A 13,331-nucleotide genomic window follows, 5' to 3' on the forward strand; every position below is an offset into this window, starting at 1 on the left:
TTACCGCTGCAGTGATCGTCGGAGAGGGGAAGAATGAAGGTCAGGCCTGCTTTCGGCTGGGCTCGGTGACAACACTGGTCGAGAGCGCAAGGTGATGCGACGGCGACATTGCACAACTGCAGGGCCCGGATTTAGGCGCATTGTGTGACAGGCAGGATTGCGGTGGGCCGATACCGTGAACTCTCTACGGACGGCGATGCAAGCGGGAGGCGAGGCGATGCGCGACATTTCCACTCAGCTGGCGCAGTGGCACGCCCGCGGCGAGGATTTTGCACTGGCGACGGTTGTCCGTACCTGGCGATCCTCACCGCGCATGCCCGGTGCTTCGATGGCCGTCTCACGCTCCGGCGAGGTGGTCGGCAGCGTCTCGGGCGGGTGCATCGAGAGTGCGCTGTACGAGATCGCCCAGGAGGTTCTCGCCGACGGCACCAGCCGCGTCGAGGTCTTCAGCGTCTCCGACGACGACGCCATCGGAGTAGGGCTGACCTGCGGCGGAACCATCGAAGTGTTTGTCCAGGCCGTCGGAGCCGATTTCGCCGAGTTCGGTCAGGTCTGTGAACGAATCGAGGCCGATACGCCCGTCGTCGTGGTCACCGAAGTGCGTCCGGGAGCGCCGGCGCGGCACCTCGTCGTCGAGCACGGCCGACGCAGCGGGGATCTGGATGCCACGGAGGACGAGGTCTCCATCCTGTTGCGCACGATGGACACCGGTGAGTCCGTAGCCTTTGTCGCGCCGGCGGGAACTCTCATCGATTCGCAGCACGACTTGCTGGTCGAGATCTTCGCGCCGCTACCGAGGATGTACGTCTTCGGAGCCATCGACTTCGCCGCCTCGATGTGTACGTTGGGCGCCTTTGCGGGCTACCGAGTGACCGTCGTGGACGCACGGCCGGTCTTCGCGACACGGGCGCGCTTCCCCGACGCCCACGATCTGGTCGTGATGTGGCCACACAAGTTCCTCGAAACCGCACCGATCGACAACAAAACCGTCCTGGCCGTGCTCACTCACGACGAGAAGTTCGACATCCCCTTGCTCGAGATCGCGCTGCGTTCGCCGGCTGCGTACGTCGGCGCGATGGGAAGTCGTGCGACGCATGAGCGTCGGGTGGCGCTGTTGAAGGAGCGAGGCGTTACCGACGCCGAGTTGGGGCGTCTGCACTCACCGATCGGGTTGGATCTCGGCGCCAGGACGCCGGAGGAGACTGCAGTGTCGATCCTCGCCGAGATGACCAAGACCCTGCGCAATGCATCCGGTTTGGAACTGCGGGATCTGCAGGGGCCGATCCACCCGCCACCTCAGGAGAATCCGACCGCCCTGCATCGAACGGCCTGAGTCGACTGCGCTGAATTCGGACATCTTGTGTTCGGTGGGGATAGGATCGTTTCTTTCGTGAACCATCTTCCGTGATCCGAATGAAATCGAGGTGCCTGCCAAGTGGCAAACCCGACCGTACCGGCATCCGAGGTGAATGCTGTTCTCTCCGAACTTCTTCGAACCCCGCTCCTTCCTGGTGTTCGAAAGGTCGCCGGCGGCTGCGAAGACCCGACGGTAGCCCGGGTGGGATTCATGGCGGTTCCGGACATCGGACCGTGGCTGCGACACGGACAGTTGCTGATCACCACGCCGGAAACCCTCGCCCGGGTCACCGAAACCTTCAAAGCATTTGTCGGACGGTTGTCGACGCGCGGAGTTGCAGCGCTCGCCGTCCAATTCGGCGCAGACGGGGACACTCTCGCGCCGGAACTGGTCGACGCGGCCGAAAGCGCCGGCTTCCCGCTCCTGGTTTTTCACGGTGCGTGCGATCACCCTGCGGCGAGAGACCGTGAGCAGACGGAGTCGGCCCAGGTCGACGCCATGTTCGGGGCCGAGCGCTTGCGACGGCTGCTGGTCGACGTCGTGATGGGCGGCGGCGGCCTCCCACAATTGACCGAGGTCATCGCACGGGAGATGAAGGGCGCCGCCCTGATCACCACCTCGGACGGACGCGAGATCTGCCGCGCCGGGGATGCCGCGGAGCGCAAGCATCTGTCTGCCTGTCCCGCCGTCGATTCCACCGGTCGTCTGCGGACCGACACCGTCGAGGGCGGGTTGGGTCTGCACGAGTTCGACGGTCAATTCATCGCGGTGTCCGCGATTTCCGCCAATCACATCGACCACGGGCGTCTCGCGTTGTTCACCGGTGAGCGCGAGATGACGAGTTACGACCAGTACCTGGTCGAGCGAGCGGCGTCGGTGTGCGCGTTGGTCATCACCCGTGAGCAGGCCGTGGCGTCGGTGGAAGAACGCCATCGCGCCAACTTCGTTCACGACCTGCTCCTCGGCCGGGCCGGGGACCACGATCACGTTGTCTCCCACGCCAAGACGTTCGGTTGGGACTTCGATCGCCCGCTGGTGATCGTCTCGATCGAGCCGGACCCGATCGACGAACCGGCCTCTGCGGCGCCCGCTCGGCTGCCCGTCGTCGATCGCCAGGCGATGGCGTTCTCCGGGGCGATCGCCCACCGCGATCCCGGTGCGGCGGTGACCGCGCTGACGGGCGAGACGGTGATCGTCATGGGCGTCGGCACCGACACGATGGCATTGGTGCGGGACCTCGTCACGGTCGTTCGCGGTGAAGGTGGCGGCGGGAGAAGGCCGTTCAGTGTCGGGGTGTCCCGGCCGACAGCGGCGATCGACGCCGTCCCCGCGCTCTACAGTCAGGCGCGCACCGCACTGACCGTCGGACGCCGGATCTCCGGTCCGTGGACGGTGACTCAGTTCGACGATCTCGGTGTGTACAGACTGCTCAGTCTGGTCGAGGACGAAAACGAGCTGGAGACGTTCGCGCGGGAGACACTGCGGGAACTGACGGAGGAAACTGCCGAAGCGCAGGACATGCGCAAGACATTGGAAGTCTTGCTCGCGACCAACATCAACATCGCCGAGACAGCGCGCAAGCTCCACTTCCATTACAACACACTGCGTTACAGGGTCGTTAAGCTGGAGAAAATGCTTGGACCCTTCACGGCGCAACCCGAGCTACGGCTGGATCTGTCTCTAGCACTGAAGATAACCGCGATGCGCGGCATCAATCACTAATATTGCCAATCCGGGTCCGTGGGTTCTGGCAGATTGTCATCACGTCGATACCCCGGCGCTGTAATAGCGTTTCACTCCAGTCACGGTGTTTTGTGAGCTGGAGCACACTCAGCGTTCGGACACCTTCCTCTGCACGAAAGGTCCCATCATGCCGATTTGGACGTTGCACGGAGATGGAAAGAACATCAGACCGGGTGAAGTGGTCGCTCCCGGCGAGCGGCTCAGCTGGGGAAGAACCATCGGGCTGGGCAGCCAGCACGTGGTGTCGATGTTCGGCGCGACGTTCGTCTTCCCGATCATCATGGGGCTCAATCCTCAACTTGCCGTGATGATGTCGGGCTTTTGTACGCTCTTCTTCCTGCTGGTGGTCAAGGGACGCATTCCCAGCTACCTCGGTACGTCGGCGGCCTTTGTCGGCGGTATCGCCGCCATTCGTGCCCAAGGCGGAACGTCCGCAGAGGTGACCGGCGCGATCCTGGTGTCCGGACTGGTCCTGGCAGCCATCGGTATCGCGATCCACTTCCTCGGTGGCCGGGTCGTATTCAAGGTTCTTCCCCCGGTGGTGACCGGCGCAGTGGTGATGCTGATCGGATTCAACCTGGCACCCGTCGTCGCGGGGCTGTACTGGCCGCAGGACCAGTGGGTGGCTCTGATCGTCATGGTGGCCCTGATCGTCATGAGTATCGCGCTACGCGGCTTCATGGCGCGCATCGCCATCTTCCTGGCGCTGATCTTCGGCTACGTCCTCTCCTGGATCCTCGACCGGGTCTCGGGCACGATCACCTCGTACGACGCAGGCACTGGTCAGATCACCGAGCACTTCCGCGTCAACTGGGATTCGGTGCAGTCGGCGTCGTGGTTCGGCCTACCCCCGTTCTCGGACGAGGCCAACGGAATCGTCGGCATCCATGCCCCGTCGTTCAGCCTGACGTTCATCATCCTGGTTCTTCCCGGTGTCATCGCGTTGATCGCGGAGAATGCCGGCCACGTCAAGGCAGTCGCAGAGATGACCGGCGACGATCTCGACCCGTACATGGGACGCGCGCTCGCCGGTGACGGTTTCGCCACCGCTATCGCCAGCAGCGTCGGCGGTTCGCCCACCACGACGTACGCCGAGAACATCGGTGTCATGGCAGCGACCCGTGTGTACTCCACCGCCGCTTACGCAGTTGCCGGCATCGTCGCGATGATGCTCGGCTTCTCCCCCAAGTTCGGTGCCGTCATCTCGGCGACGCCCGGCGGTGTTCTCGGCGGAATCACCGTGGTGCTCTACGGCATGATCGGTCTGCTCGGCGCCAAGATCTGGAAGGAGAACGGCGTCGACTTCGGCAATCCCCTCAACCTCATGCCGATCGCGGCCGGCCTCATCATCGGTATCGGCGACACGGCTCTGAAGTTCAGTGACACGTTCTCGCTCAGCGGGATCGCGCTCGGCACCATCGTCGTGATCGGGATGTACCACCTGTGCCAGTTCATCGGTTCGAAGAACCCGGAGCTGAATGCGAAGAATCCGGAACCGAACAAACCGGATTCGAAGGCTCCCGGCGGCGAACGGGAAGAACCCGCCCCGCAGCTCACGTGACACTTGGCTGAGTGTGCTCGATTGTCGAAGGCCGGACATCCTCCTTGGAGGATGTCCGGCCTTTCGCGGTGTGTGCGTGTTCTGTGTACTGATCGATCAGACGGCAGTGCTGGCTTCGACCAGGCCGATACGGTCGATGCGTTCGGTGCGGGTGATGAGCCGTTCAGTCGCATCGGTAGCACTGAGCACGCTCAGCTCGTAGTGCAGTACCGCTCCGACGCGAGTGCAGAAGGCGGCGGATTCGTCCGCGGCATCGGGAAATTCGGGGATGACCCGATCGACGATGCCGCCCGTGAGCAGATCGAAGGACCGTATCCCTTGACCGGCCGCCATCTCCGGAGCGTGCGTGATGTCGTGGAACATGATCGCGCTCGCCCCCTCGGGAGGTAAGGGCGAGAGCCAACCGTGGCGGGCCGCCAGCACTCGATCGGCCGGAATCAGTGCCAGGGCGCCGCCGCCGGTGCCCTGCCCGAGCAGGAGGGAAATGGTGGGGACCTCGAGTGAAATCATGTCGGCTATGCACCGAGCGATCTCGCCGGCCAATCCACCTTCTTCGGCTTCCTTCGACAGTGCCGCGCCTGCCGTGTCGATGATCGTCACCAACGGCAGGTCGAGCTCTGCGGCAAGCCGCATCCCTCGCCGAGCTTCCCGCAGAGCGCCGGGGCCGAGTGGGGAGTGAGCAGTCTGCCCGCGTCGGTCCTGTCCGAGAAGGACGCAGGGCATGTCGCCGAAGCGAACGAGCGCGAGCATGATGCCGGGATCGTTCTCGCCTTGGCCGGTTCCGTTGAGCGGGAGCATGTCCGAGGCGGAATTGAGCAACACTTCCCGGATCCCCGGTCGGTCTTCGCGTCGGGATGCGACGACGGATTCCCACGCCGACGTATCGGGTGGGCAATCGTACGAGCACGGGTCACTCGGCAACGAGTACCCACGACGTCTCGAGGTGATGATGCGCAATGCGCGGTCGACGATTTCGGCGAGCTGGTCTGGCGGCCTCACCGCATCGATGAGTCCGTGCTCGTGAAGGTTCTCCGCTGTCTGGACACCGACGGGGAAAGGTGAGTTGTACAAAGCCTCGAACACCCGGGGGCCGAGGAATCCCACGAGGGCTCCTGGCTCCGCGATCGTCACGTGACCGAGTGACCCCCAGGACGCGAATACGCCTCCGGTGGTGGGGTTTCGGAGGTAGACGATGTAGGGCAGGTGCGCTTCTTTGTGCTTGATGAGCGCCGCGGTGATCTTGACCATCTGCAGAAATGCCGTTGTCCCCTCCTGCATACGCGTTCCTCCGGAGGTGGGAAGCGCAAGAAGGGGCAGCTGCTCTTGCGTCGCTCGACGGATGGCGACGACGAGGCGTTCGCCCGCCGCCACGCCGATCGATCCGCCGAGAAAACCGAACTCGCAGACGATGATTGCCACACGGCGGCCTCGGACGGAGGCGCTTCCGGTCAGGACGGACTCGTCGAGCCCGGTCTTCTCCTGCGCCCGCAGAAGTGCTTCGGCGTAATCGGAGTCGGTCGCGACGGGGATCGGAGGGGTATCCCACGACTCCCAGGTGCCGGCATCGATCACCAGGTCGAGCAAGTCGCGAGCCGTCAGGCGGTTCATCGGGTGAATCCTTGTAGCCACGACATGACTTCGTCAGTGTCTTCACCGAGCACCGGCGGTGCCGTGTGCCGGGTCTCCGTCACCTCGGTTCCGTCCGGATCGAAAAATCGAAGCGGCGGACCGGGCAGAGTGATGTTGCCGAGCGTGCTGTGGTCGACGTCGACGAGCAATCCCTGTGATCGGGTCTGTTCCCATTCGTACACTTCGGAGATCGTCCGAACCCGTCCTGCCGGTATTCCGATGCGGTCGAGTTCGGTCAGAAGCTCGTCACGCGAATACGGTTTGAAGGTACGTTCGATCAATTCGACGACCTGGAAATGATTCTCGACGCGTTCGGCGTTTGTTGCCATACCGGGGGCGTCGGGATCGAGTTCGAACCCTTCGCAGAATCTTCTCCACAGGCTTTCGCTGCCGACCGAGATCTGTACTGCGCCATCGCCGGTACGAAAGAGTCCGTACGGTGCGATGGAGGGATGGTGGTTGCCTTGCGCTGTGCCTACCTCGCCGGCGACGGTCCACTTCGTTCCTTGAAACGCGTGAACACCGACCACGCTGGCCAAGAGAGACGTTCGAACGACACGGCCTCTGCCCGTCTGTTCGCGTTCCTTCAAAGCCGCAACGACACCGAACGCCCCGTACATCCCGGCGAGAAGATCGGCGATCGGAACTCCGACTCGTTGAACGTCGTCCGGATTCGAGCCGGTCAGCGACATGAGTCCGGCTTCCCCCTGGGCGATCTGGTCGTAGCCGGCGCGACCACCTTCCGGGCCGTCGTGGCCGAAACCGCTGATGGACAGGACGATCAGTCGAGGATTGAGTTCGGCCAGCCGCTCGGTGGAGAATCCGAGTCGATCGAGAACTCCGGTGCGGAAGTTCTCCATGAGAACGTCGGCGCGGCAGACAAGATCTTCGAGGGTTGCGCGCCCGCTGTCGGATTTGAGGTCGAGCGTGATCGACTTCTTGTTCCGGTTCGTGGAGAGGAAGTACGTCGATTCCCGTTGCGTGTTCGGTGGTTCCAGCGGTGGCTCCACAAAAGGCGGCCCCCACCCACGGGTGTCGTCGCCACCGTGAGGTGATTCGACCTTGATCACGTCGGCACCCAGATCGCCGAGCATCATTGCCGCGTGAGGACCCGCGAGTGCGCGCGTGAGGTCGACGACAATCACGTCGTGTAGCGGACCACTACGAGCACTTGTGTTGTGAGGCTTCGAAGTCGAGTTCATGTCGCACCGCCGTGTTCTGGTGTAATTGGCTGAGCCAGTTGGTGGTTGAGGCCTCCGTAGTTCGGTCGACTCCGGTCCGCTGGACCGAGAAATCGGCCAGGGCCACTGAAGGAGGTATGTGCGGCCCGTCTTTCGAACCGTAAGCGCGCACCGGTCAACGGCACATGGGTAACCTTGCCGATGACGGGTATCAGTGGTGGGTAAGAAGTGACGAACGCTCAACGCACGGCGCGATTACGGTTGTGTCGAACCGTAATCAGGGCGCTCTGTCAGCCTATTTGGTGCATCTTCATGACATTGGGTGCATCTTCATGACATTTCGTGCATCTTCATGACCTGCAGGGCGAGTGAGACGTTCAATCGAAGGACGGGGTCGTCGGTGAACGATCCGACGACGCTCTCCAGCTTTCCGATTCTGTATCGCAAAGTGTTGTAGTGCATATGCAGTGCCCGGGACGCCTCGGCGACATTGCAATTGCAGTCGAGCAACGTCTGGAGTGTCAGACGCAAATCTGCGGCTTCGGCGTTGTCCGCCGACAGTGACTTCAGAACGTCATCGGTGAACGAACGCAGTTCGCTCTTGTCCGTCTGGAGCGAGAGGAGTCGGTGTACGCCGAGTTCGTCGAAGTGCGCGATCTGGCCCGGCCCGTTGATACGTCGGCCGACGACCACGGCCGTACAGGCCTGGTCGTAGGCAGCAGGTAGATCGGCCAGGGAGTAGATCACCCGGCTCACTCCCGTGCTGAAGGAGCGGCGGCCGCTGGTGCGATCTCCGGCAACCTTGCGCACCAACCCTTCGATGTCCCGAACCGCACGGTCGGTGCTGGTGGGGAAAAGCGTGACCACCTCGTGTCGAAACCCGACGGAGGGTGCCGTCCGCTCGTGGGTGCGTACCACTTGTTGCCAGCCGTCGCTGAGTCGATCTTGGTCCGTGCGCGTGGAATTCGCGTGCTGGGATTCCGGGTGATCGACGTCGAGTTCTGCAACCACTACGGCAAGTGGACGAGTGACATCCCACCCCAACTGGGTGAAGTGCGCGCTCACTTCCGCCGGCGAGCCGGCTTCACCTATCAGTGCGTCGCGGAGGAAGTCGCCGCGGAATTTGGATTCCACTGCCGCAACTGCCAGCTGCTTGGTGACGGCCAGCGCAGCAACGGTGGCCGCTCGCTCCAGCGCTTGGACGACAACTGCGCCGAGTTCGTGGGTGCCGGCGTACGCGACCATTCGGCCGTGGTCGGTGCCGCCGGCCACCACCCGGGTGAGCGCCAACTGACCAGGAAATCCTTTGGGCGCGTTCTGTAAACCGACAGCGACCCGTTCGGTCAGGAACCGACCGGTGCTTTCGAACAACGGAAGCGCGTTCAGCGCGGCTGAATCTCCGGCCTCCGTCAACACTCTTCCGTCCGGCGAGCAGATGAGAACGCTGACGTCGAAAAGCGCGGCGAATTCCGCGGCGATCTGGGGTAGATCGCCACCTTCCAAGACGATCGACGTCAACGAGCGGTGAAGACGATCGGCAATGTCGAGTGCCGCAGACTGCTTCGCCACCAACTTGGTGAAGACCTCCGAGATCACCTCGTCGAATCCTGCGGTGACGGGAAGAACCAACAACGGCAGCCCTCGCTGCTCTGCCATGTGCAGCATGGCTTCCGGCAGTTCGTCGAGATAGCGGCCCGTTTTCACGGCAAGTGCCGCGACTCCTCGGCGTGCGAGACCGTCGACGAGGTCGCTGAGATCTGTATCGTCGAGAAGCTCTCCGGTTCGCCCGTAGCGCAGCGGGAACCCGGTTGTCACCAACAGTTCGTTCGGCTTCACCCAAGCGAGGATGTCCGGCACTTCCATCACGTTCACCGATTGAACGAGGTGGCGCAAGCCCCCGTGCCCGGCAAGGACTTCGGCTCCACGCAGACTGGGTAGCTCGAGGACATCCCGAACCGTCAGTCTGTAGTCGCCACCTTCTGGCAAATGTTGAAGCTCTTCGCTCGAATATTTGGCAGATCTATCCATGTCGCGAGACTACGCTCGATCACGCGACGAACATTGTCAACAGTTGACGAAAATAGCCTCTCGAAATGAGTGGTTCTCCGTATGTCTGCCAACTACCGTGGTCCGAATTGGCGATCGCCCGCGTCTCCGAGTCCAGGTACCAGGAAAGCATTTTCGTTCAGGCCGTCGTCGATGCTCGCAGTGAGGAGCCTGACTGGATGTCCGGAGTTCCTCAGTGCTTCGATCCCCTCCGGAGCCACGACGACACATATTGCAGTCACATCGGTGGCTCCGCGTGCAATGAGCAGATCGATTGTGCGGATGATGGATCCACCGGTCGCCAACATCGGATCGAGGACGTAGACGGGGGTGCCCGACAGATCAGCGGGCAGGGACTCCAGATACGGAACCGGTTGGTGTGTCTTCTCGTCTCGTGCCATTCCCACGAAACCGACACCTGCCTGCGGAATGAGGGCACTCGCCTGCTCGACCATGCCGAGGCCCGCTCGCAAGACCGGTACCAGGAGCGGCGGATTTGCCAGTCGCACTCCCAGCGTCGGAGCAACTGGCGTCTCGATGTCGAACTGTTCCACTTCTGCGCCGCGCATGGCCTCGTAGACCAACATATGGGTCAGTCTGCGCAAGGCGGACCGGAATGTCGCGTTGTCGCTGCGAGCGTCGCGCATGGTCGTGAGTAGCGATGCCGCCAGCGGATGGTCGACAACAGTGGTGTCCATGGTCGAATCGTAAGTGAGAACCGATGGGGCGGCGCACAACCGGTGAATCGGAGTCGAAATAACCAATCGTGGTTTTCGTTTGGGCAACTATTGACGATGCCGAAGGGTTCGAGTCGTCATAGCGTGGTCGGCATGGCAGTTCCGAACCGCTCGGCTGGACTGGGCGCCAGGAGCTGTCAAGGCCCAATTTTGCCTCCACGATTCCCTATACAAGGAGATGCCAATGCCCGAAGCAATCGAGGTCCGTAAGGTTCCGCTACACAGCGTCTCCGACGCCAGTGAGCTCGCCAAGCTGATCGACGACGGTGTCCTCGAGGCCGACCGCGTCATTGCAGTCATCGGCAAAACCGAGGGTAACGGCGGCGTCAACGACTACACGCGCATCATCGCGGACCGAGCGTTTCGAGAGGTTCTCTCCGCCAAGGGTAATCGCAGCCCCGAAGAGGTGGCGGAGGTGCCGATCGTCTGGTCAGGCGGCACGGACGGTGTGATCAGCCCGCACGCGACGATCTTCGCGACGGTACCGGCAGACAAGGTCACCAAGACCGACGAGCCGCGACTGACCGTGGGTGTCGCCATGAGTGAGCAGTTGCTGCCCGAGGACATCGGTCGTACCGCGATGATCACCAAAGTAGCTGCGGCGGTGAAAGATGCGATGGCCGATGCCGGCATCACCGATCCCGCCGACGTGCACTACGTACAGACCAAGACTCCGTTGCTGACAATCCACACCATCCGTGACGCCAAGAGTCGCGGCAAGACCGTGTGGACCGAACAGACTCATGAGTCGATGGACCTGTCCAACGGCGGTACGGCGCTCGGAATCGCGGTTGCACTCGGCGAAATCGACATGCCGACCGACGAGGATGTCATGCACAGCCGCGAGCTCTTCTCCTCTGTTGCATCCTGCTCGTCCGGCGTCGAGTTGGACCGTGCTCAGATCGTTGTCGTCGGTAACGCACGTGGCGTCGGCGGACGCTACCGGATCGGCCACAGCGTGATGAAGGATCCGCTCGACCAGGACGGCATCTGGGCGGCGATCCGTGACGCCGGACTCGAACTTCCGGAGCGGCCGCACTCGAGCGACCTGGACGGTCAACTCGTCAACGTGTTCTTGAAGTGCGAGGCCAGCCAGGACGGAACGGTCCGCGGCCGTCGTAATGCGATGCTCGACGACTCCGATGTGCACTGGCACCGCCAGATCAAGTCGTGCGTAGGTGGAGTCACGGCAGCTGTCACCGGTGATCCGGCAGTGTTCGTCTCGGTCTCGGCAGCGCATCAGGGCCCCGAGGGTGGCGGCCCTGTCGCCGCCATCGTCGATCTCGGTCAGTAGCCGGTAAGAACCTCGCTGGAAACTTCGACAGTCGCGCGCCGCCACCGGTAATTCGTCCTCGAATCAGTTGCCGGTGGCGGCGAATCCGACCGAGATTCTGCCGGCGCAACCCACTTCACTGCTTGAAAGGATTCACGATGGTTCATGCTGCTGACCCTGTCGACGAGAGCGTTTCCGGTGCGCCCGAGAATCGCGAGCTCGTCATGGCCGATGCGGTCACGCTCAGTGGTCTGATACGCAGGCGTGAAGTGTCGTGTGTCGAGGTGATGGACAGCTACCTCGACCAGATCGAAGTTCATAACCCGGCGGTGAACGCGATCGTCGCATTGCGGGATCGGGAAGCATTGACGGCGGAGGCGCGCGAGCGTGATTCGCAGTTGGCGAGTGGGCAGTATCTCGGTTGGATGCACGGGTTTCCGCATGCGGTGAAGGATCTTTCGGCAGCCAAGGGTCTGCCGTTCACGTCCGGGTCGCCGATGTTCGCGGATCGAATCGCCGAAGAGGACGACCTGTTCGTCAAGCGGATCAAGTCTGCCGGTGCCATCGTGATCGGCAAGACGAACACACCGGAGTTCGGGCTCGGATCCCAGACGTACAACCCGGTGTGGGGTACGACGGTGTCGCCGTACGACAATTCGCGCACTGCCGGCGGTAGCAGCGGAGGCGCAGCAGCGTCGTTGGCGCTTCGCATGCTGCCGGTGGCTGATGGAAGCGATTACATGGGTTCGCTCCGAAACCCGTCGGCGTTCAACAACGTTGTTGGGTTTCGACCTTCCTGGGGTCGGATACCGGAGACGGGATTCATCGCTCAGGGCGCTGTTGTGGGTCCGATGGGCCGAACCGTCACCGACGTGGCTCACCTGCTCTCCACGATGGCGGGACCGGATGCCTATGCACCGTTGGGGATTCGTGAGAATCCCGCTGTGTTCACCGAAAGCCTCGCACGGGATCTGAAGGGCTCTCGGATCGCATGGGTCGGTGACTGGAACGGCTACCTGGCAACCGAACCTGGAGTTCTCGAGTTGTGCGAATCCTCGTTCGAGGTCTTCGAACAGTTGGGGTGCCGCGTCGAGGCTGCGCTTCCCGACTTCAAACCCGAGGACATCTGGCAACTGTTCCTGCGATGGCGTTGGTGGGCGCAGCTCGGTTTGATCGATCAGTACAACGATCCGAGTTTGCGTGAGTTGATGAAGCCCGAACTGTTGTGGGAACTCGGGCATGCGGTCACCCTCTCGGCACTCGACGTGACCAAGGCTGCGGAGGCCCGCAACGGCTGGCTGTCGGCCATTACCAAGATGTTCGAAACCTACGACTACATTCTCGCGCCGAGTGCTCAGGTGTTTCCTTTCGACAAGAACACTCACTGGCCCGAGACCGTCGACGGGCGGTCGATGGACACGTATCACCGGTGGATGGAGACGGTTGTTCCCTGGACGATGGCCGGGGTTCCGGTTGCGGGGATGCCGGTCGGCTTCGACGATCGTTCGCTTCCCATGGGTATCCAGATCATCGGTCGGCACGGAGCCGACGTGGACGTACTCCAACTCGCCTACGCATTCGAGCAGGCAACCCAGTGGGTCGAGCGGGTTCTTCCTCCCGCACTCCGCGTGAACTGACCTAATCTATTTCGAACGTATCCAGTTGGGAGAGAACGACGATGGCTTCGGCATTGTGGCACGGGTTCGCGGACATGGGCGCTGTGGAGAAGAACGGCGCGTTTGTCGTCTCTCGCGGTGAGGGCGCGTACATCTGGGACCGCGAGGGCACTCGGTATCTGGATGCG

9 protein-coding genes and 1 pseudogene are annotated in these 13,331 nt (G+C 62.5%); 6 read left to right on the forward strand and 4 right to left on the reverse strand.

Features of this window, described 5'->3' with window-relative positions:
* Window positions 1-217 precede the first annotated feature (217 nt).
* The 3 genes from ABX74_RS25735 to ABX74_RS25745 all read left to right on the forward strand — a co-directional run bounded on the left by ABX74_RS25735 (window position 218) and on the right by ABX74_RS25745 (window position 4,661).
* Window positions 218-1,333: an XdhC family protein gene (locus ABX74_RS25735; RefSeq protein ID WP_020909752.1), complete on the forward strand. Its 1,116-nt coding sequence runs from the start codon at window positions 218-220 to the stop codon at window positions 1,331-1,333.
* 102 nt (window positions 1,334-1,435) lie between these two features.
* Complete coding sequence (locus tag ABX74_RS25740) at window positions 1,436-3,079, forward strand: PucR family transcriptional regulator (RefSeq protein ID WP_047889998.1); 1,644 nt, start codon at window positions 1,436-1,438, stop codon at window positions 3,077-3,079.
* A 148-nt stretch (window positions 3,080-3,227) separates the two neighbouring features.
* Window positions 3,228-4,661, forward strand: coding sequence for a uracil-xanthine permease family protein (locus ABX74_RS25745; RefSeq protein ID WP_020971407.1), 1,434 nt, complete (start codon window positions 3,228-3,230; stop codon window positions 4,659-4,661).
* Window positions 4,662-4,757: 96 nt separating this feature from the next.
* Here ABX74_RS25745 and ABX74_RS25750 read toward each other — a convergent pair whose 3' ends face one another.
* The 4 genes from ABX74_RS25750 to upp all read right to left on the reverse strand — a co-directional run bounded on the left by ABX74_RS25750 (window position 4,758) and on the right by upp (window position 10,215).
* Window positions 4,758-6,269: a carboxyl transferase domain-containing protein gene (locus ABX74_RS25750; protein ID WP_020909751.1), complete on the reverse strand. Its 1,512-nt coding sequence runs from the start codon at window positions 6,267-6,269 to the stop codon at window positions 4,758-4,760.
* The gene (locus tag ABX74_RS25755) at window positions 6,266-7,492 is read right to left on the reverse strand and encodes a CaiB/BaiF CoA transferase family protein (protein WP_019746097.1); all 1,227 of its coding nucleotides are present in this window, start codon (window positions 7,490-7,492) and stop codon (window positions 6,266-6,268) included. The genes ABX74_RS25750 and ABX74_RS25755 overlap by 4 nt, the downstream gene beginning before the upstream one ends.
* Before the next feature lie 309 nt (window positions 7,493-7,801).
* Window positions 7,802-9,499 carry a PucR family transcriptional regulator gene (locus tag ABX74_RS25760; RefSeq protein WP_003946020.1) on the reverse strand — a complete coding sequence of 566 codons (1,698 nt, stop codon included), beginning with the start codon at window positions 9,497-9,499 and terminating at the stop codon, window positions 7,802-7,804.
* 92 nt (window positions 9,500-9,591) lie between these two features.
* A complete protein-coding gene (upp, locus tag ABX74_RS25765) occupies window positions 9,592-10,215 on the reverse strand; it encodes a uracil phosphoribosyltransferase (protein ID WP_019746096.1) in 624 nt (207 codons plus the stop codon).
* A 223-nt stretch (window positions 10,216-10,438) separates the two neighbouring features.
* Here upp and ABX74_RS25770 point away from each other — a divergent pair, with 223 nt between their 5' ends.
* The 3 genes and pseudogenes from ABX74_RS25770 to ABX74_RS30225 all read left to right on the forward strand — a co-directional run.
* Window positions 10,439-11,548, forward strand: a complete 1,110-nt coding sequence (locus tag ABX74_RS25770) for a ring-opening amidohydrolase (protein WP_003946033.1) — start codon at window positions 10,439-10,441, stop codon at window positions 11,546-11,548.
* A gap of 137 nt (window positions 11,549-11,685) precedes the next feature.
* Window positions 11,686-13,164 (forward strand): amidase, encoded by a 1,479-nt coding sequence (locus tag ABX74_RS25775; RefSeq protein ID WP_020971405.1) that lies wholly within the window; start codon window positions 11,686-11,688, stop codon window positions 13,162-13,164.
* Between the two features lie 41 nt (window positions 13,165-13,205).
* Window positions 13,206-13,331 (forward strand): annotated as a pseudogene (locus ABX74_RS30225) (aspartate aminotransferase family protein); the annotation flags it as partial.

This window comes from Rhodococcus sp. ARP2, assembly GCF_001029585.1.
GTDB lineage: Bacteria > Actinomycetota > Actinomycetes > Mycobacteriales > Mycobacteriaceae > Rhodococcus_F > Rhodococcus_F erythropolis.